The organism is Actinoplanes sp. CA-142083, from assembly GCF_050942195.1.
In the GTDB taxonomy this organism is placed as follows: Bacteria; Actinomycetota; Actinomycetes; order Mycobacteriales; family Micromonosporaceae; genus Actinoplanes.
The window spans coordinates 8279534-8304032 of record NZ_CP192076.1 but is presented as its reverse complement, the minus strand read 5'-3'; the positions used below and the strand labels follow the sequence as shown (position 1 = coordinate 8304032).

23 protein-coding genes and 1 pseudogene are annotated in these 24499 nt (G+C 72.5%); 12 read left to right on the top strand and 12 right to left on the bottom strand.

The window, feature by feature from the left end; genetic code table 11:
- Window positions 1-24 precede the first annotated feature (24 nt).
- Window positions 25-684 (top strand): YdcF family protein, encoded by a 660-nt coding sequence (locus ACQPZX_RS37980; protein ID WP_433366573.1) that lies wholly within the window; start codon window positions 25-27, stop codon window positions 682-684.
- 10 nt (window positions 685-694) lie between these two features.
- Window positions 695-1399 (top strand): glycosyltransferase family 2 protein, encoded by a 705-nt coding sequence (locus ACQPZX_RS37975; RefSeq protein WP_433366570.1) that lies wholly within the window; start codon window positions 695-697, stop codon window positions 1397-1399.
- A gap of 40 nt (window positions 1400-1439) precedes the next feature.
- Here ACQPZX_RS37975 and thrS read toward each other — a convergent pair whose 3' ends face one another.
- Genes thrS through ACQPZX_RS37950 form a run of 5 tightly spaced genes read right to left on the bottom strand, consistent with a single transcriptional unit; the run spans window position 1440 to window position 5770 of the window.
- Window positions 1440-3419, bottom strand: a complete 1980-nt coding sequence (gene thrS, locus ACQPZX_RS37970) for a threonine--tRNA ligase (protein WP_433366567.1) — start codon at window positions 3417-3419, stop codon at window positions 1440-1442.
- A 53-nt stretch (window positions 3420-3472) separates the two neighbouring features.
- Window positions 3473-4387: a hypothetical protein gene (locus ACQPZX_RS37965; protein WP_433366564.1), complete on the bottom strand. Its 915-nt coding sequence runs from the start codon at window positions 4385-4387 to the stop codon at window positions 3473-3475.
- Window positions 4387-4701: a type VII secretion target gene (locus tag ACQPZX_RS37960; RefSeq protein WP_433366561.1), complete on the bottom strand. Its 315-nt coding sequence runs from the start codon at window positions 4699-4701 to the stop codon at window positions 4387-4389. The genes ACQPZX_RS37965 and ACQPZX_RS37960 overlap by 1 nt, the downstream gene beginning before the upstream one ends.
- Before the next feature lie 53 nt (window positions 4702-4754).
- Window positions 4755-5057: a hypothetical protein gene (locus ACQPZX_RS37955; RefSeq protein WP_433366558.1), complete on the bottom strand. Its 303-nt coding sequence runs from the start codon at window positions 5055-5057 to the stop codon at window positions 4755-4757.
- 8 nt (window positions 5058-5065) lie between these two features.
- Window positions 5066-5770, bottom strand: a complete 705-nt coding sequence (locus ACQPZX_RS37950; RefSeq protein ID WP_433366556.1) for a TetR family transcriptional regulator — start codon at window positions 5768-5770, stop codon at window positions 5066-5068.
- On the opposite strand from ACQPZX_RS37950, the pseudogene ACQPZX_RS37945 reads away from it, so the two are divergent.
- Window positions 5769-6422 (top strand): annotated as a pseudogene (locus ACQPZX_RS37945) (SDR family NAD(P)-dependent oxidoreductase); the annotation flags it as partial. The gene ACQPZX_RS37950 and the pseudogene ACQPZX_RS37945 sit on opposite strands and share 2 nt — an antisense overlap.
- Window positions 6423-6759: 337 nt before the next feature.
- Window positions 6760-7434, top strand: coding sequence for an epimerase (locus ACQPZX_RS37940; protein WP_433366553.1), 675 nt, complete (start codon window positions 6760-6762; stop codon window positions 7432-7434).
- Between the two features lie 57 nt (window positions 7435-7491).
- Here the strand turns inward: ACQPZX_RS37940 and ACQPZX_RS37935 are convergent, their stop codons facing one another.
- Together ACQPZX_RS37935 and ACQPZX_RS37930 are read right to left on the bottom strand one after the other, a co-directional pair.
- Window positions 7492-8205: a phosphotransferase family protein gene (locus ACQPZX_RS37935; RefSeq protein ID WP_433366551.1), complete on the bottom strand. Its 714-nt coding sequence runs from the start codon at window positions 8203-8205 to the stop codon at window positions 7492-7494.
- Window positions 8206-8273: 68 nt separating this feature from the next.
- Window positions 8274-8987, bottom strand: a complete 714-nt coding sequence (locus tag ACQPZX_RS37930; protein WP_433366548.1) for a nicotinamide mononucleotide transporter family protein — start codon at window positions 8985-8987, stop codon at window positions 8274-8276.
- A 43-nt stretch (window positions 8988-9030) separates the two neighbouring features.
- Between ACQPZX_RS37930 and ACQPZX_RS37925 the strand changes: the two genes are divergently transcribed.
- From ACQPZX_RS37925 to ACQPZX_RS37910, 4 genes are read left to right on the top strand one after another with little or no spacing between them, the layout of a single operon-like run.
- Window positions 9031-10029: a magnesium transporter CorA family protein gene (locus tag ACQPZX_RS37925; RefSeq protein ID WP_433366545.1), complete on the top strand. Its 999-nt coding sequence runs from the start codon at window positions 9031-9033 to the stop codon at window positions 10027-10029.
- 33 nt (window positions 10030-10062) lie between these two features.
- Window positions 10063-13023, top strand: coding sequence for an FtsX-like permease family protein (locus tag ACQPZX_RS37920; protein WP_433366542.1), 2961 nt, complete (start codon window positions 10063-10065; stop codon window positions 13021-13023).
- Window positions 13020-16196 (top strand): FtsX-like permease family protein, encoded by a 3177-nt coding sequence (locus tag ACQPZX_RS37915; protein WP_433366539.1) that lies wholly within the window; start codon window positions 13020-13022, stop codon window positions 16194-16196. The genes ACQPZX_RS37920 and ACQPZX_RS37915 overlap by 4 nt, the downstream gene beginning before the upstream one ends.
- A complete protein-coding gene (locus tag ACQPZX_RS37910) occupies window positions 16177-16830 on the top strand; it encodes an ABC transporter ATP-binding protein (protein WP_433366536.1) in 654 nt (217 codons plus the stop codon). Before ACQPZX_RS37915 ends, ACQPZX_RS37910 begins: the two co-directional genes overlap by 20 nt.
- Window positions 16831-16850: 20 nt before the next feature.
- Here ACQPZX_RS37910 and ACQPZX_RS37905 read toward each other — a convergent pair whose 3' ends face one another.
- Window positions 16851-17693: an ABC transporter ATP-binding protein gene (locus ACQPZX_RS37905; protein WP_433366533.1), complete on the bottom strand. Its 843-nt coding sequence runs from the start codon at window positions 17691-17693 to the stop codon at window positions 16851-16853.
- 16 nt (window positions 17694-17709) lie between these two features.
- A complete protein-coding gene (locus tag ACQPZX_RS37900; protein WP_433366530.1) occupies window positions 17710-17994 on the bottom strand; it encodes an ArsR/SmtB family transcription factor in 285 nt (94 codons plus the stop codon).
- 72 nt (window positions 17995-18066) lie between these two features.
- Here ACQPZX_RS37900 and ACQPZX_RS37895 point away from each other — a divergent pair, with 72 nt between their 5' ends.
- Entirely contained in the window at window positions 18067-19005 is a 939-nt protein-coding gene (locus ACQPZX_RS37895; RefSeq protein WP_433366527.1) for a ribose-phosphate diphosphokinase, read from the top strand.
- Window positions 19006-19023: 18 nt separating this feature from the next.
- Here ACQPZX_RS37895 and ACQPZX_RS37890 read toward each other — a convergent pair whose 3' ends face one another.
- The 3 genes from ACQPZX_RS37890 to ACQPZX_RS37880 form a co-directional block, all read right to left on the bottom strand.
- Window positions 19024-19425, bottom strand: coding sequence for a hypothetical protein (locus tag ACQPZX_RS37890; RefSeq protein WP_433366524.1), 402 nt, complete (start codon window positions 19423-19425; stop codon window positions 19024-19026).
- Window positions 19426-19430: 5 nt separating this feature from the next.
- Window positions 19431-20234 (bottom strand): SDR family NAD(P)-dependent oxidoreductase, encoded by an 804-nt coding sequence (locus tag ACQPZX_RS37885; RefSeq protein WP_433366521.1) that lies wholly within the window; start codon window positions 20232-20234, stop codon window positions 19431-19433.
- Between the two features lie 233 nt (window positions 20235-20467).
- Complete coding sequence (locus ACQPZX_RS37880; protein ID WP_433366519.1) at window positions 20468-21556, bottom strand: lytic polysaccharide monooxygenase auxiliary activity family 9 protein; 1089 nt, start codon at window positions 21554-21556, stop codon at window positions 20468-20470.
- A 256-nt stretch (window positions 21557-21812) separates the two neighbouring features.
- Between ACQPZX_RS37880 and ACQPZX_RS37875 the strand changes: the two genes are divergently transcribed.
- From ACQPZX_RS37875 to ACQPZX_RS37865, 3 genes are all read left to right on the top strand, one after another.
- Window positions 21813-22748: an SIR2 family NAD-dependent protein deacylase gene (locus ACQPZX_RS37875; protein WP_433366516.1), complete on the top strand. Its 936-nt coding sequence runs from the start codon at window positions 21813-21815 to the stop codon at window positions 22746-22748.
- A 132-nt stretch (window positions 22749-22880) separates the two neighbouring features.
- A complete protein-coding gene (locus tag ACQPZX_RS37870; protein ID WP_433366513.1) occupies window positions 22881-23441 on the top strand; it encodes a GNAT family N-acetyltransferase in 561 nt (186 codons plus the stop codon).
- 200 nt (window positions 23442-23641) lie between these two features.
- Window positions 23642-24379: a phosphodiesterase gene (locus tag ACQPZX_RS37865; protein WP_433366510.1), complete on the top strand. Its 738-nt coding sequence runs from the start codon at window positions 23642-23644 to the stop codon at window positions 24377-24379.
- The last annotated feature ends 120 nt before the right edge of the window (window positions 24380-24499 follow it).

Here is a 24499-nt window from a genome sequence, read left to right as displayed (position 1 = left end):
CGAACGCGGAGGGGAGGGCAACCTATGTCGGCGCCGGCCAGAGTGTTGTTGGTGTTCGGGCGCGGCGTCGCGCGTACCGGAAACGGTTTTGCCCTCACGCCGGCTGGAGCTGCCCGGGTGCGCGCGGCCACCGCTTACGTAGCGGCTCACCGTGCGGTACTGGCCGCCGGCGATCGGATCCGGATCGTCTTCACCGGCGGCTGGCCGGAGGCCGGCACCGGCGCCGCGCCGCCGCCGGTGGGCTCGCGCGAGGGAGATCTCATGCGGCGGGCCGCGTCCGCGGCCGGCCTGGGCGAGCACGCCGAGCTGTACGTCGAGACGCGCTCGCGCAGCACCCTGGAGAACCTGCTGCATACGGTGGAGGACGGGCTGCTGAGCGGCTATGTGTTCGATGCGCGGACCCCGCTCGGCCTGGTGACGCACGCCTGGCACCTGCCGCGGGTCCGGTTCCTGGCCGGCCGGGTGCTTGGGCTGACCGGCGCGGCGCTGCGGGACGTGCCGGCGCACGGCGGCGAGGTGCACGACGACCGCGGTGCGTTGCTGCTGGCTCGGCTTGGCTTTCTCGGCGCACGCGCCGACCAGCTGCTGCAACGCGAACGGGGGATGGTCGCCGTCGGCCACCTGGCCCGGCGGGTGATCAACGGTCGGCCTGGGTATAAACGCCGCACCGTCGAACAGCAATGAGGGAGAGCCGGTGCCGCACCTCGAGAAGACGATCGCTCTGCTCCCAGTGTTCGAGCCCGGCCCGCATCTGTCCGAACTGGTCACCGCGCTGCTGACCGAGGTTCTCCGGCCGGCCCAGGTGGTGGTCGTCGACGACGGCAGCGGCTCGGCCGCCGACGCCCGGCTGGCGGAGATCGCAGCGCTGGGCTGCACGGTGCTGCGGCTTGCGGTGAACCGGGGCAAGGGTGTCGCCCTCAAGACCGGGTTCCGGCACATCCGGTCCCGGTATCCCGGTTTCGCCGTGGTCTGCGCCGACGGCGATGGCCAGCACAGTGTCGCCGACATCCGCGCGGTCGCCGAACGTGGCGGACCCGGACGCATCGTCCTGGGCGTGCGTCGCTTCGACCGGATGCCGCCGCGCAGCCGGCTCGGCAACACCGTCACCCAGGCCGTGTTCCGGGCGGCGACCGGCCGGACCGTCACCGACACCCAGACCGGCCTGCGTGCCTATCCCGCCGACCTGCTCGGCCGGCTCTGCGCGGTGCCGGGAGAGCGTTTCGAGTACGAGATGAACGTGTTGCTGCACGCCGCGACCACTGGCCACCCGATCGACGAGGTGCCGATCCCGGCCACCTACCTCAACGGCAACACGGGCTCGCATTTCAGCGGCCTGGCCGACTCGGCGCGGATCTACGTCCCACTGCTGCGCCACGCCCTGCTCAGCGCTCTGACATGAAGAAGGCCGGCCACGAGTGGCCGGCCTTCTTGCGGAGTGGTCAGGCCGCGGACGGGCCCGTGTTGACGCGGGAGCGGACGATCTCCACCACGTGGACGACCGCCTCGTCGATGGAGACGCCGTTGCGCTGGGAGCCGTCGCGGTAGCGGAAGGAGACCGTGCCGGCGGCCACGTCGTCGTCGCCGGCGATGGCCATGAAGGGGATCTTCTGCTGCTGGGCGGTGCGGATCTTCTTTTGCATGCGGTCGTCGCCGTAGTCGACCTCGGCGCGGATGCCCTGCTTCTGCAGGAGAGCGACGAACTTCGTCAGATAGTCGGCGTGGTCGTCGCGGATCGGGATGCCGACCACCTGTACGGGCGCGAGCCAGGCCGGGAAAGCGCCGGCGTAGTGCTCGACCAGCACGCCGAAGAAGCGCTCGATCGAGCCGAACTTCGCCGAGTGGATCATCACCGGCTCCTGGCGGGTGCCGTCGGCGGCCTGGTACTCGAGGCCGAAGCGGGCCGGCTGGTTGAAGTCGTACTGGATCGTCGACATCTGCCAGGTGCGGCCGATCGCGTCCTTGGCCTGCACGCTGATCTTCGGGCCGTAGAACGCCGCGCCGCCGGGGTCCAGGACGAGCTCGAGGCCGGAGTCGGTGGCCACGTCCTCGAGCACCTTGGTCGCGACGGCCCACTGCTCGTCCGTACCGATGAATTTGTCGCTCTTGGGGTCTCGGGTGGAAAGCTCGAGGTAGTAGTCGTCCAGGCCGAAGTCGTCGAGCAGGGAGCGGACGAAGTCGAGCAGGTGCTTGATCTCCTCGGGCGCCTGGGCGGCGGTCACGTAGGAGTGCGAGTCGTCCTGGGTGAGGCCCCGCACGCGGGTGAGGCCGTGCACCACGCCGGACTTCTCGTAGCGGTAGACCGAGCCGAACTCGAAGAAGCGCAGCGGCAGCTCACGGTAGGACCGCCCGCGCGCCTTGAAGATCAAGTTGTGCATCGGGCAGTTCATGGCCTTGAGGTAGTAGTCCGCCCCCTCCAGCTGCATCGGGGGAAACATCGTGTCCTTGTAGTACGGCAGGTGCCCGGAGGTGTGGAACAGCCCCTCCTTGGTGATGTGCGGCGTCCCGACGTACTGGAAGCCCTCCTCGATGTGGCGGGCGCGGACGTAGTCCTCCATCTCGCGCTTGATCACGCCACCCTTCGGGTGGAAGACGACCAGACCCGACCCGATTTCATCGGGGAAGGAGAAGAGGTCCAGCTCGGTGCCCAGCTTGCGGTGGTCGCGGCGTTCCGCTTCGGCAAGACGATTGAGGTACGCCTTGAGCTCGTCCCGCGAAGGCCACGCCGTCCCGTAGATCCGCTGCAGCTGCGGGTTCTTCTCGCTGCCGCGCCAGTAGGCCGCGGCCGACCGCATCAGCTTGAACGCCGGGATCAGCCGGGTGGTGGGCAGGTGCGGGCCGCGGCACAGGTCGCCCCAGACGCGCTTGCCGTCCTTGTCGACGTTGTCGTAATGGGTCAGCTCGCCGTGGCCGACCTCCATCACCTCGTTGGCGTCCACGTCGCCCTTGAGGTCGACCAGCTCCAGCTTGTACGGCTCACTCGCCAGCTCGACCTTGGCCTCGTCGAGGGATTTGTACTCCCGGCGGCGGAACGACTGGCCGGCCTTGACGATCTCCTGCATCCGCTTCTCGAGCTTCGTCAGGTCTTCCGGCTGGAACGGCTTCGGCACGTCGAAGTCGTAGTAGAAGCCGTCCTGGATCGGCGGGCCGATGCCGAGCTTCGCCTCCGGGAACGTGTCCTGCACGGCCTGGGCCAGCACGTGCGCGGTCGAGTGACGCAGCACGTTCAGCCCGTCGGGCTCGTCGATCGCGACCGGGGTCACGTCGGTGTCGAGCTCGGGCTGCCAGTCGAGGTCACGCAGCCGGCCGGACGCGTCGCGGACCACCACGACCGCCTTGGGGCCGCTGGTGGGCAGGCCGGCCTTGGCCACCGCGTCGGCGGCCGCAGTCCCGGCCGGGACGACTAGAGGGTCGGCGGACACGGTGTACTCCTAGAGCGCTCGGGATTTCGGACCGTTCCCGATGCTATCCGGAGCTACTTCTTCAGCTTCACCGGCGGCACGTAGTTGTCCCACTCCGGGTCACTGTCGGCCAGAACCGCCGGCGGATAGTTCATCAGCCTGCTCTTCGGCTCGTCGGCCAGCCGCTTCTCGATAGCGGCGATGTCGGCCAGCCCCGCCTCGGTGTCCATGGTCGCCCGGCTCGCCGCGCCGTCGTGCTGCTCGTCGAGGCGTTGTTGCCGGGCCAGCAGGGCCGCCTTGTTGCGCCCCAGCAGCAGCCGGTTGGCCCGGTCGCGGGCGTCGCTGGGCAGGCCGATCGCGGGCCCGACCAGCTCGGGGTGCTCCTCGATCAGCTGCTCCCGGTTGAGCGGGTGGATGTCGTGCCAGGCCTGCGCGCGGGGGCGCGCACCGATGTCGACCAGCAGGAAGTCGGTGGTCACCTCGGGCAGCTCGCCCTCGGGACGCTCCTCCTCGCGCAGCTGGTACCGGTCGAGCATCTCGCGTGCGAGCCGGTCGGCGTCGTTGGTCCGGGCGAGGATCTCCTCGATCTGCGACACGTACGCGTCGACGCTCGCCTGGGTGCCGGTCACCGGCGCGGTGATGCGTCCCGCGGCCAGGTCGACCTCCATGCCGTCGGCCCGCGCCTCGGCCACGACGCCGTGCAGCATCTGCTGGTAGTGCTCGACGTCGTGGGCGAACCGGCGCAGCGTCTCGGCGATCTTGCCGCAGTAGCGGTGCGCGTTACCGATCTGCAGCTGCAACTGCTGGTTGCGCTGCTGGGCGGCCTGCGCGGCGTCGCCGGCCCAGAAGTGCGGCAGGTCGCGGGTGCCCTGCACGAGATCTTCCACCGTGTCGTCGATGTCCTCGACGAGCCGGTCCCAGCCGGCGGCCACCGCCCGCAGCCGGCCCGTGTCCGCGTCGAGCAGTCCTTGCAGCGAGATGCCGGCCATCAGAACCCCGCCCCGGTCGCCTTCATCCGCCCGTACGCGTCAAGGTCTGATCCTTGGTAGTCGGCGGCCGTCTGATGGAGGTTTCCGGCGAACTCGCGCACGTCCGCGGCGAGACGCTCGAGGTTGCCGTGCCAGTTGCGGGCGACATCCGGCATGGCCCACTCGCTGGTGCGCGACCCCTCGATCGCGCCTACGGTCTGATGGGTCATCCCCTCGACCCCGGCGCCGAGCCGATCGAGGCGCCCGGCCACCTCCTGCACCGCGTCGCCCATCGCCGCCAGCCGCGGCGCGTCGACGCTGGTGATCTCGCCCATCAGGCCCTCCCATCGACACCCATCGTGACGGTACCGCTACCCGCCAAGTCCGCTCAGCTATCGCCCGCGTTGACGTCGTGGACCTCGATCACCCGGGTGGTGGGCGCGGCGTCGCCGGCCTCGGCGCGGTGGGCGGCGCGGTCGGGGTCGGCCATGAAGGCTTCGTAGCCCGCCCGGTCGCGGAAGCGGATGAGGTGCACCTCGGCCGTGCCATCGGTGCCGCGGGTACGCCGCTCCAGCGTGCCGCCGTGCCGGCCGAGCAGCTCGAGCACCGCGTCCTCGTAGCGCTGTCCGGCCTCGGCCGCGCCGGGGACCATTTCGACGATCGCTGCGAGAAGCAGCTCCTGGGAATCCATGCGGGAGATCATCGGGGACTCTCGCCGATGGCCGCCGCACCGACCGGGAGATTCTCCCGGCGGGCGAGCAGGCCGGAGATGGTCACCGCCAAAGTTTGGCGCAGCAGGTCGGTGAAGTCCGTCCGCATGGCGGCCACCGCCGGGTCGGCGGCGTAGGCGGCCAGCAGCGCCTCGGACGGCTGGCTGTACGGCCAGGCGGCGGCGGTGATCAGCGTCGCGGTGGCGGCCAGGTGGGCCGCGTCCTGAACGCCGAGCTCGGGCAGGCACCGCAGGAAGAGCCGCGTCTGCTCCTCGTAGGCCCGCCGGGTGGCCAGCTTGTGCTGGATGGCCACCTCGGTCGACACGTTCTGCTCCAGCACGCCCGCGTGCGCGCTGGCCAGGTCGCAGAGGATCGGCCGCTCGGCCAGGGACTCGGCCAGGACGGCGGCGAGCTCGTCGCCGCGCTGCCGGGGCGTGCCATCGCAGCCGGTGAGGGCGCGGTCGAGGTGAGCCAGCCACTCCTTCATCTCGACGTCGAGCAGGTCGAGCAGGACCGCCTCGCGGGACTCGAAATACCGCAGAACGTTCGACTTGGCCAGCCCGACGCGGCGGCTCAGCTCGTTGAGCGTGAGCTTCGCGACCGGCATCTGGGTCAGCATCGCGGCCGCGGTGTCGAGGATCTGCCGCCGCCGCTCGTGCCGCTGCTCGTCGGTCCGGGCGCGCTTGAACTCCATGGCCCCTAGCTTACAGACCGATGGTCCTGTTATCGTGGACGAAATAACAGACCGACGGTCTTTAAGGAGCCCGACCATGTACGAGGTACCCGACCAACGCGGCAAGCTCGCCGTCGTGACCGGCGCGAACAGCGGCACCGGCAAGGAAGCCGCCAAGCGTCTCGCCGGCGTCGGCGCGGACGTGATCCTCGCGGTGCGCACGCCGGCCAAGGGCGAGCAGGCCCGCGCCGAGATCCTCGCGGCGCATCCCGGGGCCGAGGTGCACGTCCGCCGCCTCGACCTGGCCGACCAGTCCTCGGTCCGCGACTTCGCCGACGGCCTGATCGCCGGCGGCCGGCCCCTCGACCTGCTGCTCAACAACGCCGGCGTGATGATGCTGCCCACCCGGATGGAGTCCGCCGACGGCTTCGAGATGCAGCTGGCCAGCAACTACCTGGGTCCGTTCGCGCTGACCGTGCGCCTGCTGCCGTTGCTGCTGGCCGCCCGCGCTCCCCGCGTGGCCACCATGAGCAGCGGCACCTCTGCCCGGGGCCGGATCGCCTTCGACGACCTGCAGCTGCGCGACGGCTACACGCCCGTCGCCGCCTACGCCCAGTCGAAGCTCGCCGACCTGATGCTGACCCTGGAACTGGCCGACATCGCCGCCGAGCGTGGCTGGCCGCTGCTGTCGGCCGGCGCGCACCCCGGCTACACCAAGACCAACCTGATGACCTCGGGCCCGAATCTGGGCGGCCGGGCGAGCCTGGGCATGCGGATCTCGTTCGCGATCACTCCCGGCCAGGGCGTCGAGCAGGGGGCGGAGCCGTTGCTCTACGCGGCGACCAGCCCCGATGCGGTGGCGGGCGGCTACTACGGGCCGCGGTGGGGGCTGGTCGGCCCCGCGCGAAAGGCAAAGGCAACAACCGGGCAAATGACAAGGACGCACGCGTACGGCTGTGGGCCGAGTCCGAGCGCCTCACCGGAGTCTCCGTCCCCGCCGGCGAACGGTCGTGAAGGTAGTCGTCTTCGGCGGAAGCGGCCTCATCGGCGACGGCTTCCTGCAGGAGAGCCTGTGGGCCGCCGACGTCACCGAAGTCGTCACCGTCGGCCGGACGCCGCTCGACGCGCGGCACCCCAAACTGCGCCACGTCGTGCACGGCGACTTCCTCGACTTCTCCGCGATCAGCGACGAACTGGCCGGCGCCGACGCGTGCTTCTGGGCGCTCGGCGTCTCCTCGGTCGGCATGGACCCGGCGGACTACGAACGCGTCACCCATGACTACACGATCGCGGCGGCCCGCACCCTCGCCGCGATCAACCCCGCGCTGACCTTCGTCTACGTCTCCGGCGGCGGCACCGACAGCACCGAACAAGGCCGCAGTCGGTGGGCCCGGGTGAAGGGCCGCACCGAGAACGCGATCATCGCCACCTTCCCCAACGGGTACGCGCTGCGTCCCGGCTTCGTCCGGCCCCTCCACGGCGTGCGATCCCGGACGCCGGCCTATCGGCTGTTCGCTTCGGCTCTGCCCGCGATCGCCCCGCTGCTCCGGCTGGTGCGGCTCGCGCCGGTGCTCATGACCAGCACGGTGCAGCTGGGCCAGGCCGCGCTCCGTCTCGCCCGACATGGCTCTCCACGCCACGTCCTGGAGAACCGCGACATCGTCGCCGCCGCCCCGGGGCTCTGAAGCGCCCGGCCTCAGGGCTCTGAAGCGCCCGGCCTCAGGGCTCTGAAGCGCCCGGCCTCAGGGCTCTGAAGCGCGCTCGGCCCAGGCGGTGTGGCGGTCGCGGAGGGCGGTGGCGGTCAGGTCGGTGCGGCCCAGGTCGCGGTAGTTGGGCACCCACGTCTCGACGGTCTCGCGGGAGTTGGCGAGCGCGAAGGCATCCCACCACGCCATCTCGGGAACCGTCACGCCGGCCGCGTCCTGGTAGGCGGCCAGGAACTCGTCGGCGGCCTGCGCGCCGTGCAGGAGGAACAGGTCGAGGCGGCACCAGCTCACGTCGAAGCCGCGCGGGGCACGGCGGGCGCCGGACCAGTCGACGACGCCGGTGAGGGTGTCGCCGTCCCAGAGGACGTTGCCGGACCAGAAGTCGTTGTGGGTCAGGACCAGCGGCTGCTCGACCGGCTTGAGCTCGGGGAAGGCGGCGAGGCGGTCGAGCGGCGTCGCGTGGACGCGGGCCAGCGCGCGGCCCAGCTGGGTGGGCCGGGGCGCGAGCGACGCCTCGCCCGGCAGGCGGGTCAGCAGCGTCGCCGGCTCGCCGAAACGACGGCCGGCGGGGTCGGCGGCGAGCAGTCTCGGCGCGAGGCCGTCCAGGCCGTCGAGGGCCGCGAGCACGATGGCCTCCCGCGACGCGGCGTCGTCGCCGGGCGGGAAGCGCCGCAGCACCAACTCGCGGACCGGGTCGGTGGTGCGGATCAGGTGGGTGATGGCATGGGTGCCTCCGGCGAGCTTGCTCACGACGTACGCGTGCGCCTCGGGGCCTGAAATTGACGCGGCCCAAGCCAATGCGGCTGCCGGTGGGGGAATCATGCCGCCGCAGGCGTGGGGGTAGTCAGGCGAGGGCCGGACTCGGCGCGGGAGATGCGCAGCCACACGACGAAACCCCAGATCACGAAGCCGGCGTAGACCGCATAGAGAACGGCCGACGGGTAATAGCCGAAATGCAGGAGCTCGGGGACGCCGACCAGGTCGACCGCGATCCAGCACAGCCAGAACTCGACCCAGCCGCGGGCCATCGCATAGGTGGCGAGCATCGAGCCCACGAAGATCCACGAGTCGGCCAGGTAATACCACCAGGGGACCGGGAAACCGGCGCCGATCGCGCGGAAGACGAAGAAACAGACCACGACGGCGGCCAATGCCGCCGTCCCGTAAACGGCTCGCTGCTTCGGCGAAGCCCAGTGCGGGGTGACGGCGATTCCATGCGTACGGGTGGAGTTGCGCCGCCACCGCCACCAGCCATAGACGCTCGTCACGATGAAGAAGACCTGGCGCGACGCCTGCCCGTAGAGCGGCGTGCCCTGATCGTTGCCGATGGCCTGGCCCATGAAGACCGTGAACAGCAGCACGTTGCCGACGATGCCGACCGGCCACGCCCACGCGCTGCGCCGCAGGCCGAACAGCGCCGAGCCGAGGCCGAACGCGTTGCCGACGATCTCCCGGTAGTAGATCGCCTGGCCGGGTGTCACCTGCCACTTCGCGTTGTAGAACGTCGTCAGCAGATGATCGAGCCAGGTCACGGCTCATGGTATGGCGGTACCACCGGTGGGGCATAGTGTGACGGTGACCGCGCCGTCCTGCCCCGCCGAGACCCGCCTCTATGAGAACGGCCGGCCGATCGCCGAGGATTTCCCCGCCGACCAGGTGTCCGAGATGCTGGCGCGGCATCCGGAGGCGGTGCTGTGGCTCGATCTGTACCGGCCGAGCGCGGCCGACCTGGCCGCGGTCGCCGAGGAGTTCCACCTGCACCCGCTCGCGGTCGAGGACGCCACTCAGGACCACGAGCGCCCGAAGCTCGACCGCTACCCGGAGCATCTGTTCCTCAACGTGTACGCCGTGGATGTCTCCACCAAGCCGGAGGACCCGCCGTTCGGCAAGACCGAGATCAGCGCGTTCGTCACGGCGCGGGCGCTGATCACCGTGCGGAAGGCGCCGAGCGACACCGCGAAGTTCATCGAGCGCTGGGACGCCGACGCGCAGCTGAACGCGGCCGGGGGCGTCGGGTTCCTGCTGCACGGACTGCTGGACGAGGTGGTCGACGGGCACGTCGCCGCCGCGCAGGAGCTGGACGTGGCGATGGACGGCGTCGAGGACGCGCTGCTCGAGGAGGGCGGCGCGCCCCGCGAGGTGCGCATGCACGGCCTGCGGCTGCGCAAGACGGTGGCGGCGCTGCGCCGGGCGGTGTCGCCGATGCCGGAGCTGGTCTCCCAGGCGATGCGGCCCGAGCTGAAGCTGGTCGACGAGCACCTGGCGCCGTACTTCCGGGATGTCGAGGACCACTCCCGGCACGCGAACGACCAGGTCGAGCACCTGCGCGAGCGGATCGAGAGCCTGCTGCAGGCGGACCTGGCCGAGCAGGGCAACGTCCTCAACGACATCACCCGCAAGCTGGCGGCGTGGGCCGCGGTGATCGCCGTCCCGACCGCCCTGACCGGGTACTTCGGACAGAACCTGCCGTATCCCGGCTTCGAGAAGATGTGGGGTTACGTCCAGAGCCTGGTCCTCATCGCGTTCTCGGCCGGCGGCCTGTACTGGTACCTGCGAAGGCGCCACTGGCTGTAACCTCCCGGGTGATTCCCGCGGGGGAGGTGGGGCATGCTGGCATTGGTATGGGGCGCTGTCCGCACCCGCCGTGCCCAGGTGCTGACCGTCCTCGTCCTGACCGCGCTGGCCACCGCCGTGGCCGCGGCCGGGCCGTGGTTCGCCATCGCCGGCGCCACCCGGGCCGCCTCGGCCGACGTCGACGCCGCCGCGGCCGGCGACCGCACGCTGTCGATCCGCAAGATCGTCGAGACCGGCGGCGATCCGGCCGGCACGCTCGACCAGTTCGCGGCGAACGCGCGCGGCGAGCTCCCGCTGCCGGCCACCGACCCGGTCGGCGGCATGGTGCTGCCACTGATCATCACCCACGGCGGGCAGACCCCGTCGATGGCCATCGCCTACCGCGAGGACGCCTGCGACCACCTGCGCCTCGACGGCCCCTGCCCGGCCGCCCGGGGCGAGGCCGCGATCAGCGTGAACGCGGCCCAGCAGCTCGGCCTCGGCCGCGGCAGCCGGCTCGACCTGCGCCGCCAGCCCGACGCGAAGCCGCTCACCCTGCGCGTCGTGGCGACGTACTCGCTCGACGACCCGGCCGGCTCGTACTGGAGCAACCCGCTGTTCGTGGCGGACGCCGGCCTCGACCCGGCCTTCACCACGATCGACACGTTCCGGGACGAGGATCTCGGCGACCCCACGCTCAGCTACGACGTGCAGGTGCCCGACCGGCTGATCCGCGGCGAGGGCGGGTACGACCTGGCCGGCGTGCTCCGGCAGTCCGACTACGACTTCGGCCGGCAGGGGCTGCGGCTGGTCAACACGACCGGCCCGCTGCTGGGCACGATCGCCCGCGACCGCGAGGCCATCCGCGAGGGCGTGCTCGTCGCCGTCCTCCAGGTGCTGGTCCTCGCGTGGTTCGCGATCGGCCTGGCCGGCCAATACACCGGGCGCGACCGGCGCGGCGACGCGGCCCTGCTCAAGCTGCGCGGCGGCTCCCGCGGCGCGATCCTGCGCCTGGCCTGGGGACAGCATCTCGTGCCGCTCGTGCTGGGCGCGCTGTTCGGCCTGCCGCTGGGATACCTGCTGGCCCGGTGGCTGGCGGGCCCGGTCGGCGCCGACCAGCAACCGGCCGCGCTGGCGCTCTCGGCCGCGGCGGCCGGAGCCGTGCTCGTCGGCGGGCTGGCCGTGCTCGCGCTGATCGAGGCCGTGGCCCTGCGCCGGCCCGTCTCCGACCTGTTGCGCGAGGTCAGCGGCGGCCGGGGCGACTGGCGCGCGGGCCTCGCCGACGTGCTGCTGCTCGCGGTGGCCGTGTCCGCGATCTATCAGGCCCGGTCCGGGGCCGCCGGGCAGGGGCTCGCGCTCGCCGCGCCCGCGCTGGTGGCGCTGGCGGTGGCGCTGCTGCTGGCCCGGCTGCTGGGGCGGGTCGCCGACCGCGGGGGCGGCGCGGCCGTGCGCACCGGTCACCTGCGACTCGGGCTGACCGCCGTGCAGGTGTCCCGCCAGCCCGGCGGCGACCGGGTGTTCGCGCTGGTGGTGGTCGCGGTCGCGGTGTTCGCCACGGCCGTGGGCGGCTACGCCGGCGAGCGTACGGCCCGGGTGCAGCGCGCCAACGCCGAGCTGGGCGCGGTCCGGGTGCTGAATGTGCAGGCGCCCAACCGCACGGCGCTGCTGGCCGCGGTGCGCGCCGCCGACCCGGTGGGCGACCAGGCCATGGCGGTGACGGTCGACCGCACCAGCAACCCGCCGGTCCTGGCCGTCGACAGTGGACGCCTCGCCGCGGTCGCGCGCTGGCGGCCCGAGTACGGGCCGATCGGTGCGCTGCCCGCCACCGTCGCGCCCGCGCCGCTGCCCCGGATCACCGGCGCCCGGCTCGCCGTGCGGGTCAGCCACCAGGGCGCGCCGGTGGAGCTGACGCTGACCCTCCAGCACGAGGGCACGGGCGCGCCGGTGCCGGTGCGGTTCGGGCGGGTGGACGCGGGGGAGCGGACGCTCGAGGCGCCGGTCGCCGGCTGCGCCGCCGCGCCGGGCTGCCGCATCCTGCGGTGGGAGGTGAGCGGTCCGGCCGCCATTTCCGTACGCGGGCTCGACCAGCTCGATCCGCCCGGCGTGATCCTCGACCCGGCCCGCCTCGCCGACGTCGCCCGATGGCGGTCCGGCACGGCCGGCCCGTCGCTCGACCTGACCGCCGCCGGCGGCGCGCTCACCCTGGCGGCCGACACCGACCCGGGCGAGCACGGGGAGCGCGGCACCGCCGCGTACGCCGTCGACACCGACCTGCCGCTGCCGGTCGTGCTGGCCGGTGCGGCCCCGCCGGCCTGGCAGTTCGGCGAGCCCACCCTGCTCTCGCTGGGCAGCGAGCCGGCCCCGGTGCGGGTGGTCCGCACGGTCGGCGCGCTGCCGGTCGTCGGCCGCAGCGGGGTGCTCGCCGACCTCGACGCGACCCGGCGGGTCATCGGCGACGCCACCCCGGCCGGGGAGTTCCAGGTGTGGCTCGCTCCCGGCGCGCGGCCCGGCATCGTCGGCGCGCTCACCGGGGCCGGCCTCACGGTCGCCACCGACGAGACGATCGGCGACCGGACAGCCCACCTGGCCGGCCAGGCGCCCGCCGTGGTCAGCCGCTTCACGCTGATCGCCGGGGCGGTCGTGCTGTTGCTCGCGGCGGCGGCCGTCGCCGTGGCCGGGGCGGTGGACCGCCGCTCCCGGCTCGAGCAGCTGCGGGCACTGCGCGTGCAGGGGCTGCCGGGGAGGGTCGCGGTCGTCACGGCGTACGCGGGAATCGCTGCTCTTGTTCTCTCCGGTCTGGTCGTGGGTCTCCTCGCCGCCGCGATCGCGCGGCCGATGGTGCGCATCACGCTGCCCGCCTTCACGGACGGCTGGAACGTGCTGCCCGCGCCGAGCGCGCTCGGCCTCGCCCCGCTCGCCCTCGCCGGGCTGGCCGCGCTGCTCGTGCTGGGCGTCACCGGATGGCTCGCGGTGCTGCCGCTGACCCGCCGCCTGCGCCGGGAGGCGGGCCGATGATCCGCCTCGTCCTCGCCATGGTCTGGACCCGTCGCGGGCAGTCGCTGACGCTCGCGCTGCTGGCCCTGCTCGCGGTGGCCGCCGCGGTCGCCTCGCCGGCCTATCTCGCCGCCGCCGACCGGGCCGTCGCCGCCGGGCAGATCGCCACCGCCAGCCCCGCCGAGCGCGGCATCGTGCTCAGCTCCGGCCAGGACGAGCGCGGCGGCAACAACGGCAACCCTGACTTCAGCAACGTCGGCGCCGCGCTGGCCGGCCTGCCCGGCTTCGAGTACCGCTTCTCCGCCGAGTTCCCGGCCATCGGCATCGAGCCCGACAACGTCATCGCCTCGCGGGTCGTCTTCCGCCAGGACGCCTGCGGCCACCTGCGGATCGTCACCGGCCGCTGCCTGATCGGCGAGGGCGAGGCGATCCTGGGCGCCGAGACGGCCAAGCGCGCCGGGCTCGCGGCCGGCGACGCCATCACGCTCACCTTCGCCAAGAGCAACAACGACGACCACAACCCGCTCTACATCCCCGACGGCAAACCCCGGCGGCTGTACGTGGCGGGGACGTACACGGTGCCGCAGCCCGGCGACGCCTATTGGGGCACCCACGGATACTTCACCGCCGTGCCCGGTCACGGTCCCGGCGAGCCGGTCTTCATCGGCGCGGCCACGCTGGCGGTCATCGACCACGGCCGCACCGAGATGGCGATCGACGGCACGGCGGGGCCGGAGGCACTGAACATCGACCGGCTGCCGCAGCTGCGCACCGGCCTCGAGACGCTCAAGTCCCAGGCCACCAAGCTCGGCCCGACCGTGCAGATCAACACGGAGCTGCCGTACCTGCTCGACCGCATCGACGGCGGCCGCGGCAACGCCCGCCTGCTCGTGCCGGTGATGGCCGTGCCGCTGGTGCTGCTCGCCTGCTTCAGCATCTTCCTGGCGGTCAGCTACGGCGCGCAGGGCCGGCAGCCCGAGCTCGCTATCGTCGCGCTGCGCGGCACCCGCTGGTGGACCCGCTGGTGGCTGGCGGCAGGGGAGAGCCTGGTCGCGATCCTGGCCGGCGCCGTCGCCGGCTGCGTCGCCGGGCAGCTGCTCGTCAACGCCGTGGCCGCCGCCCGCTTCCCCGGCGTGGGCGTGGCCGCCGGCTGGTCGTCGCTGCGCTACGCCCCGATCGCCGCGCTGGCCGCCTGCGCCGCCGCGGTCCTCGCCCAGCGCCGCCAGCTGGTCAGCCCGGTCGCCACCCTGCTGCGCCGCAACCCCGGCCGGGTCAACGGCCCGCGCGCGGTCGCCGTCGAGGCCGTCATCGTGCTGCTCGCCGCGCTCAGCGGCATGCAGCTCGCGGTCTCCGGCGGAGAGCTCACCGGCGTCGCGCTGCTGGCCCCGGCGTTCGCCATCCTGGCCCTGTCGCTGCTCGCCGCCCGCGCCCTGCTTCCCGCCGTCACCCGCTACGCGACCCGGGCGCTCGGCGCCGGACGGCTCGGCCCGGCGCTCGCCGCCTTCCAGCTCTCCCGCCGGCCCGGCGCGCAGCGGCTCTTCGCGCTGCTGGTCGCGACGGTGGCGGTGGCCGGGTATGCGGCGTGCGCGGTCGACGTGGCGGCCCGCGGGCGGGACGTGCAGGCCGACCTGGGCGTGGGCGCCGCGCGGGTGCTGAGCGTCGACCCGGTGCACCGCAGCCGGTTGCTGCACGCGGTCGAGATGGTCGACCCCGGCGGGCGGTTCGCCATGGCGGTGGTCCGGCTACCCAGCTCTTCGGCCGACGAGGCGCTGGGGCTCGCCGTCGACTCCCGGCGGCTGGAGGCGGTGGCGTCGTGGCCGGGCGGCGGTCCGTCGGCGCGCGAGGTGGCTTCGCGGCTCCGGCCCCCGGCCGCCGAGCCGACCGTGCTGCAGGGCCAGGATCTCGGAGTCACGGTCACTACCACCGGGATGCAGAAGGGCAAGGAGCTCAAGCTGCTCGTGGCGGTCTCGTCGGAGGCCGGCCTCGGCGACGAGGTGGTCGACTTCGGCACGCTGCGGAACGGGCGCAGCACCTACAAGCAGCGGGTCGAGACCTGCCGGCTGAAATGCCGGATCAACGGCATCGAGGTGACCATCGCGACCACCGACCTCGGCGTGACCGGCCGCGTGGTGATCAACTCGCTGGGCTCGGCCGGGGCGGCGCTGCCGGCCGAGGCACTCGCGGACACGTCGCGGTGGCGGCTCGGCGGTCTCACAGGCGACGCGGCCGGTCCGGGGGCCGTCGTGGCCGATCCGGGTGGGCTGGGCATCGATGCGACGGCGCCGAACGGGATCCGCGACGGGATCTGGGCCAAGCCGGTCGACGCGCCGTCGCCGCTGCCCGCCGCCTACGCCGGAGCGAAGCCGGCCGGCAACACGGTCACCGGGCTCGACGCGAAACCCCTCGCGGTGCGGCCGATCGACCGGCTGCCGGCGGTGCCGCGGGTCGGCGACCGCGCGACGCTGGTCGACCTCGAATACGCCGACCGCCTGTCGGCGGACGCGGCCATCTCGCTCGACCCGCAGGTGTGGCTCAACGATCGCGCGCCCGCCGACATTCTCGACCGGCTGGCCGCACAGGGCCTGACTATCACCGGGGACACCCGGTCGGACGAGGTGCGCGACCGGCTCGCCGAGCAGGGGCCGGCGCTGTCGCTGTACTTCTACTTCCTGGCGGCCGGGCTCTCGGTGCTGCTCGGGGCGGGGGCGCTGGTGCTGGCGGCGGCGGTCGACCGCGAACGCCGGGTCGAGGATCTGTCGGCCCTGCGCGCCCAGGGACTGCGCCGGGCGGTCGCCGGGCGGGCCACGCTCTGGACATACCCGGTGCTGGTCGCGATCGCGGCGGTGGCCGGGGTACTGACCGCGCTCGCGGTGTGGGGGCTGACCGGGTGGGCGCTGCCGCTGGCCGGCGCGAGCCCGCCGGCGTTGCCATTGCCGGCCTGGCCCCGCATCCTGATCGTCCTGGCCACCGCCGCGGTGGTCCTGCTGCTGCTCGCCGCGGTGGCCGCCGGCACGGGCCGGGACCTGCACCGCCGCATCGACCCCGCCGGCCTTGGCCTTGGTGGCCGCCGCCCTGGCTCTGGTGGCCCCCGCCCTGGCTCTGGTGACCCGTCTGGCCCTCGTGACCGGGGTGACCGGGTTGACCGCACGACCGCATCGAACCGAGGAGACGCACGTGAAGACGTTGACCGTTGAGGCCGCGGACCTTGCCTGGGACGGCGGCCGGCCGGTGCTGACCGGAGTCACGGTCGTCGCCAAGCCGGGGGAGATCCTGGCTGTCACCGGCACCTCGGGCGCGGGCAAGACCACGCTGCTCAGCGCGATGGCGGGGCTGCTGCCGCCGGCCGGTGGGAAGGTGCTGATCGACGGGGAGCCGCTCGGGGACCGCGACCACGCGGTGTCTCTCGGGGTGGTGCTGATCCCGCAGGACAACGGGCTGGCCGCGATCCTCACGGCGGCCGAAAACATCTCGGTGGCGGTGATCGCGACCGGGGGGACGCCGGCCGAGGCGCGCCGGCGGACGGCGGAGTCGCTCGAGCCGCTCGGGCTGTCCGGGCAGGCGAACCAGCTGATCGAGGAGCTGTCCGGCGGCCAGCAGCAGCGGACGGCGATCGCCCGCGGGCTGGCGCTGCAGGGCGATGTGCTGCTGGCCGACGAGGTCACCAGCGAGCTGGACGCGGCCAACCGGCAGCGGGTGATCGAGCTGCTGCGGGCCGAGGCCACGCGCGGGGCCGCGGTGGTCTTCGCGACGCACGACCCGGAGGCGGCCGCTGCCTGCGACCGCGAGCTGCACCTGGCCGACGGCGAGGCGATCTGGGCACGCCCTTAGGGCGCTGGGCGTTCGCCGAGTCAGGCGGCGTGGTCGGTGCCGCCGGGGACCAGGGTCACCTCGCCGTCTATGTGCTGGACCGTGAACAGGGTGCCGGGCGGGTAGTTGCCCAGCACCTCGGGTGGCAGCTGGACCGTGCCGTCGCCGGCGACCACGGCGAAGTCCTGGCCGTCCCGGCCCTCGGCGCCGACCCGGCCGTCGCGGATCGTCACCGCCCGGCCCAGGCGCGCGCCCACCTCGTTGTCGTGGGTGACCACGACGATGGTGGTCTGGCGTTCGGCGTTCACCGTCTCCATGGCCGCCAGGACCTCGTCGCGGCCGGCCGTGTCGAGGCGGCTCGTGGGCTCGTCGACCAGCAACAGGCCGGGGCCGGTGGCGATGCCGACGGCCAGGGCGGCGCGCTGGCGGCCGCCCGGGGTCAGGTCGGCGAGGCGCTGGCGGCCCTGGCCGGGGAGACCGACGAGGTCGAGGATGCGATCCGGGTCGTCGAGCTTGATGCCGCGGGTGTGCGCGGCCCGGCGTTGCGCGAGCCAGATGTTGCGGTGCAATGACGCGTACGGCAGGAGGTTGCGCGACGCGCCCTGCAGGACCACGCCGATCTCCGTGCCCCGCAGCCGGGAGATCTCGCCGTCGGAGAGCTTGCCCATGTCGTACGTGCCGATGTTGATGCGGCCGGCCGACGGCCGCATCAGGCCCGCCAGCAGCGCGATCAGCGTGGATTTGCCGGAGCCCGAGGGGCCGACCAGCGCGAGCGTCTCGCCCGGCGCGATCGAGAGGTCGACGCCGGCGAGCGCGACGACGTCACCGGCCTCGGCGCGATAGATGTGCACCACGCGGCGGCAGGCCACGGCAAGTCCGTTCATGCGCTCACGCTAGCGGCTACTCGGGAAAAGCGTCGTCCCACATTCCGACCAACCATCGCTGCAAAGCGGTGAAGCCCTCGGGAGCCAGCGCGTACAGGTTTCGCGTCCCGGCGCTCTCGTGCACGACCAGCCCGGCGCCCTCGAGCACCTTGAGGTGTTTGCTCACCGCGGGACGTCCCACCGGCAGCTCGGCCGCGAGCGCGCCGACCGCCGACGGGCCGGCGGCGCGCAGGCGCTCGACGATCCGCCGCCGCGTCGGATCGCCCAGCGCGTCGAGGGCGGACTCCCATTGGTCACTCATGAGCAACGGTTACCGTAGGGGCACCGAAGGTCGCTCGCAAGTGTCCGCCGGTATCCTTTTAGGGTGGTCCCCGTGCGTGACATCGCCGTTTTCTCCGGATCCGCCCATCCCGCGCTCGCCGCCGAGATCTGCCTGCATCTGGGCGTGCCGCTGATGCCGACCCGAACCTCCCGCTTCGCCAACGACTGCATCGAGGTGCAGCTGCAGGGCAACTGCCGGGAACGGGACGTCTTCCTCATCCAGCCGCTTGTCCCACCCGTACAAGAGAATTTGGTGGAATTGCTCTTCATGCTCGACGCCGCACGCGGCGCCAGCGCCGGCCGGATCACCGTCGTGCTGCCGCATTACGCGTACGCGCGCAGCGACAAGAAGGACGCGCCGCGCATCTCCATCGGTGGCCGCCTGGTCGCCGACCTGCTGAGCACGGCCGGCGCCGATCGGGTTCTCGCGATGACCCTGCATTCGCCCCAGGTGCACGGCTTCTTCAGCATTCCCGTCGACCACCTGCACGCCCTGCGCGAGCTCGCCCACCATTTCCGCGGCTATGACCTCAGCAACACCGTCGTCGTCTCGCCCGACCTGGGCAACGCCAAGGAGGCGGCGGCGTTCGCCCGGATGCTCGACATCGACGTGGCGGCCGGCGCGAAGCAGCGCTACGCCGACGACAAGGTGGTCATCAGCACGGTCATCGGCGACGTCACCGACCGCGACGTGATCGTCCTCGACGACGAGATCGCCAAGGGCAGCACGGTCTTCGAGCTGCTGGCCCGGCTCCGGGAGCGCAACGTGCGCAGCGTGCGCGTGGCGTGCACCCACGGGCTGTTCACCGGCGACGCCATCCGGCGGCTCTCCGACGAGAAGGAGATCGAGGAGATCGTCTGCACCAACACGGTGCCGATCCCCAAGGAGAACAGCACCGACAAGCTGACGATCCTCTCGGTGGCGCCGGCGCTGGCCGAGGCCATGCGCCGCATCCACAACGGCGAATCGGTCAGCGCGCTGTTCGCGTAGCGCTGTCCGTTCTGCTGTTCAGCGGACGGCGGCCTCTGCCAATGCCACGGCCGCGGCGTCCTCGGCCACCGCGGCCGGGAGGTCGAGGCCGTGCCGCTCGGCGAGGGCGCGCCAGCTCGCGCCGGCGTAACTGGCGGCGAAGGCTGTCGCGCCCGCGACGGCCGCCGGCAGGAAGACCGAGCGACCCCGGCGGTGGGCGTAGATGCCGGCGGAGAGCGCGCCGAGTGCGACCCGGCCGGCCAACGGGGCTGGTTGCAGGCGGCTCGGCGTGCCGGGCAGCTTGTCGGCGATGAGCTCGCCGATGGCGGCGACCCGGGCGGCGACGCGGAGGAAGCCTCGATCGGCCAGCGCGGCCAGTGGGGTGACGCTGCGGCCGCCGGCGGACGCGCCCAGTGCGGCGGCTCGGATGAGAAGGCTCATGACGGCTACTTCTGGCCGGAGCCGGGCTCGGCCATCTTGCGGTGCATCTCGGCCTTCATGCTGTCCGGCATCACCTTGGCCGCGGCGCCCTGCGTCCTGGTCTTGAGGGAACCGGCCACCACCTTCTGCTTCTCCTTGATCATGGCCTCGAAGCCCTGCTTGGCGACGTCGGCCGGGTCGTCCTTCTCGCTCGCGCCGACCTTGGTGTCGTCCATCTCGGCGCGGTGGAAGAAGTTCGTCTCGGTGGGGCCGGGCATCAGCGACGTCACGGTCACGCCGGTGTCCTTCAGCTCGGCGCGGACCGCCTCGGCGAAGGACTGCACGAACGACTTGGAGGCGTTGTAGACCGCCTGGTACGTGCCGGGCATCGTGGCGGCGATCGACGAGGTGAACAGGACCTGGCCGCCGCCCCGGCTCACCATGCCGGGAAGCACGCGCTTGGCCAGGTGGACCGTCGAGGTGACGTTGACGTCGATCACGTTGAGCTCGTCGGCGAGGTCCGTGTCGCGGGTGAAGTCGCCGCCGATGCCGCGGCCCGCGTTGAGGGCGATCGCGTCGACGTCCCGGCCGGTCTCGAGGATCGCCGCGTACACCTGCTCGACCCCCTCGTAGGTGGCCAGGTCGGCGCGTACGGGAATGACCTGGTTGTTGCCGTCGCGGCGCAAATCGGCCGCCGCCTGGTCGATGGCGGCGTCCTCGGCGGCGATCAGCAGGTCGTAGCCGTGCTCGGCGAACTGCCGGGCCAGCTCGAAGCCGATCCCGCTGGACGCGCCGGTCACCACGGCGAATTCTCTGGTCGACGTTGTCATGCCGACTCGGATGCCCCGAGGGCGCGGGCTTAACCGGGCTGTGACGGGAAGCTCCGGTGAGCGGGGGACGGGGAGGGCGTCCCGACCCCCGCTCCAGTCCATGTGGACGGATTGGTGTCTCTGGGAACCGGTGTCACGCGTTAGGCGGGGGGCCTCCCTTCATTTGCGAGGGTCGATGTTGGGAGCGCTCCCAGACGACTGTAGCGGTACGTCCGGGAGTTGAACAGGGTTCGTCAGGTCGTTGCCGAGCAGGTGACCGTCGGCGTGCTGGCCGTGCCCGATCCGAGGAAGCCGAATGTGGTGTTGCCGCCGGCGCCGAGGCTGCCGTTGTAGCTGACATTCGTGGCGGTCAGGACGTTGCCGCTGATCGACGACGTCGCGTTCCAGGTCTGCTGGATGCTCGGCGCGCCGGAGTACGTCAGGCGTACGGTCCAGCTCTTGATCGCCGACGATCCGGCCGTGACCGTCACGCCCGCCTGGTACCCGCCGGACCACTGGCTGCTCAGCGCGTAGGTGGCCGAGCAGGCGCCGGTGACCGGAGGCGACGTGGGCGGGGAGGTCGGCGGGGTGGTCGGCGGCGTGGTGGGCGGAGTCGTCGGCGGCGTGGTCGGCGGGGTCGTGGGCGGAGTCGTCGGGTTGCCGCCGCCGCCGAAGTCCACGTCACTGCACCAGTAGTACGACTGGTCCAGGTGGCTGGCCTGCCAGATCGTGTAGACCATGGCCCGGCCGGTCCGGCCGCTCAGCGACACCGGGATGTTGAGCTGGACGCCGCCGTCGACCGGGTTCCACTGCGAGGCGGGTGTGTTGCCGACGACCGCGACCCGGGTCAGGTCCGACCACTTGAGGGCGGTCGTCGCCGGGTTGAAGCCCGGGTTCGTGACGTACACCCAGAGGTAGTCGGCGCCGTGCAGGGCCTGATCGAACACCTGGACCGTGAAGCTGTTGCCGATCGAGGCGGCCTTCCAGTTGCCGACCGTGTCGAGCGCGTTGTACCGGCCGCTCTGCGTGTGGCCGGCGCTGCACAGCTGGCCGTCCGGGATGGCGCCCTGGTGGTTGCCGGCGACGCCTTCGCGGAAGAGGCCGTTCCAGTTCCACATGGCGTTGGGGTCGGCCTGCCAGGCCTGCCAGCACATCGGGTCTTCGGTGGCCATGGTGGGGTCCTGGAACTTGCTGCCCCACCGCTGCCAGCAGCCGTAGTTCCGGGACGCGGGACTGATGACGTTGCCGTGCGCCTGTGCCGGCCCGGACGGGAGGGCCACCAGCGTTATCGCGGCGGCCAGAGCGCCGACGACGGCGCTGATGAGGAGTTTTCTGGTCTTCATGAGGGCTCTGCTCCGTCGAATGAACGGCCCCGGTGGACGAGGCCTGGTCATGGGGGAATCGGCGAAGGCTGCCCTCGGCCTTCACCCGGCGCGTGACCCGGCGGTGCGGCCCAACCATCCCTTCTGAATTGACATCTGTCAATGCTGAAGGGTTACGGGGACGCGCCAAACGTGCAAGTTGCGCGAGAATGCCTCGGAGGCGTCGCGGCACTGGGGCCGCGGTCACACGCCGCGTGCTGCCAGGAGGTCCGGAAAGATGCCGGAGCGTGACGCCGCGGATCTGCTCCGCGACGCGAAACGGGTCGTCGTCTTCACCGGCGCGGGGATGTCCGCCGAGTCCGGGGTTCCCACGTTCCGGGACGCTCAGACCGGTCTCTGGTCCCGTTTCGACGCCAAGACCCTCGCCACCCCCGAGGCGTTCGCGAGGGATCCAGCGCTCGTGTGGGGCTGGTACGAGTGGCGCCGCGCCGCGGTCGAGCGCGTGCGGCCCAACGCGGGGCACCAGGCCGTGGCGACGATCGAGGCCCGGATCCCCGACACGGTGGTCATCACGCAGAACGTCGACGACCTTCACGAGCGCGCCGGCTCCCGGGGGCCCATCCATCTGCACGGGAGTCTGTTCGCGCCGCGCTGCTCGGCCTGCGCCAAACCCGCGCCCGCGCCTGCGTCGAGCGGGGCCGAGTCGAGCGGGGCCGAGTCGAGCGGGGCCGAGTCGAGCGGGGCCGGGTCGAGCGAGGCCGAGTCGAGCGGGGCCGGGTCGAGCGAGGCCGAGTCGAGCGGGGCCGGGTCAGGCGGGGTTGGGTCGGGCACGCCGGGGTCGAGCGCGGCCCAGGCGACCGACGGGCCGGCAGACGCGGGCGAAGGGGACGGGCGGGTGAAGCCGCCGGCCTGTGCGCACTGCGGCGCGCACGTGCGGCCGGGCGTGGTCTGGTTCGGCGAGCAGCTCTCGACGAACGCGCTCTCCGCCGCCACCGAGGCCGTCTTCGGCTGCGACCTGCTCTTCACCATCGGCACGTCCGGCCTGGTCTATCCCGCCGCCGAGATCCCCTACGTGGCGGCCCGCTCCGGCGCCGCCGTGGTGCAGATCAACCCCGAGCCGACCTCCCTCGACGCGGTAGCCGACGTCAACCTGCGTGGACCCGCCGCCCGGATCCTTCCCGACCTCGTCGCCCGCGCCTGGGGCCGTCCATGACCCCGACAGGCGGCCCCGTCATGCTCTTGCGGCGGCGCGCCGCCGACTGCGCCTGGGGCAATCCATGACCCCGGCAGCCGGCCGCGTCCTGCTCTTGCGGCGGCTCGCCGCCGACTGCGCCTGGGGTCGTCCATGACCCTGGCCACCGATCGCCTGCTGCTTCGGCAGTGGCGTGCCGCCGATCGCGAGCCGTTCGCGGCCATGAACGCCGACCCGATCGTCATGCGGCACTTCCCGGCGCCGCTCACCCGTGCGGAGAGCGACGCCTTCGCCGACCGGAACGAGGCCGGCATCGCCGAGCGCGGGTGGGGGCTGTGGGCGGTCGAGGTCGACGGGGAGTTCGCCGGCTTCATCGGCCTTCAGCCGTTGCGGCCGGCGCTGCCGTTCGCCCCGGGCGTCGAGATCGGCTGGCGGCTGGCGGCGAGATTTCACGGCCACGGGTACGCCACCGAGGGTGCCCGCCAGGTCGTTACCTATGCCTTCGGCACGGTCGGCCTCCCGGAGATCGTCTCGTTCACCACCGAGCGGAACACCGCGTCGCGCCGGGTGATGGAAAAGCTGGGCATGACTCACGACCCTTCCGAGGACTTCGACCACCCGGCCGTGGCGGCGGAGTGGGCCGGGCGCCGCCACGTCCTCTATCGCCTGGCTGCGCTGCCCTCCACCTCATCAGCGCCCGGCGCGCGGCGATAGTCCTCCGAAGTCGGTCGACGCACCGACTTTGGTCGATGCCGGGCGCCGACCTTCGAACGCCACCCGCCGACCTTCGAACGCCACCCGCCGACCTTCGAACGCCACCCGCCGACCTTCGAACGCCACCCGCCGACCTTCGAACGCCACCCGCCTACCTTTGGCCGTCGAGCCCGCCGGCCACTCCCGCGTAGCGTCGGCGCATGGTTCTCATCGCGCATGTCAGCGACATCCACGTCGACGCGGGGGAGCGGAGCGCCGAGCGCACCGGCCGGGTCTTCCGCTACCTCGCGGGGCTGCCCTCGCCGCCCGACGCGGTCATCGTCACCGGCGACATCGCCGATCACGGCGCCGAGGCGGAGTACGAGCGGGTTCGCGGCCTGGTCAGTCTGCCGTCGCCGGTGCTGTGGTGCCCGGGCAACCACGATGACCGGGGGCCGTACCGCAAGGCGCTGCTCGGTGAGGATGCGAACGAGAAACCGGCCAATCGGGCGTACGAGATCGCCGGGATCTTGATCTTGATGGTGGACTCGAGCATCCCGGGGCGTAACGACGGCTTGCTCGCGGACGAGACGATCGCCTGGCTGGAGTCGACCCTGGCGGGGCGGGCCGAGCTGCCCGCGCTGATCTGTTTCCACCATCCGCCGGTGACGCTGGGCATCCCGTTCGTCGACGGCATCCGGCAGTTCGGCGCCGAGCGGCTCGCCGCGGTGGTGGAGCGGCATCCGCAGGTGGTGGCGCTGCTCTGCGGTCACGCGCACACGGCGGCCGTCTCGACCTTCGCGGGGCGTCCTCTGGCGGCCGCGCCGGGCGTGGTGTCGACTTCGATGCTGCCGTTCGAGACCGAGGAGATCGTCGATCTGCGGCAACCGCCGATGATCGCGTTTCACCTGCTCGACGATGATCGCCGCCTCACCACCCACTACCGCGTCATTCTCTGAGCATTCGAGGCTTGTTCGCGACCTACCTCGAGCCGCACGCTGCGCAAGGTCACCGACCGGATCTCCACCGTCGCGAACAAGCCTCGTTAGTTGCAATGCTGGCGAACCGGCCGCACGCAC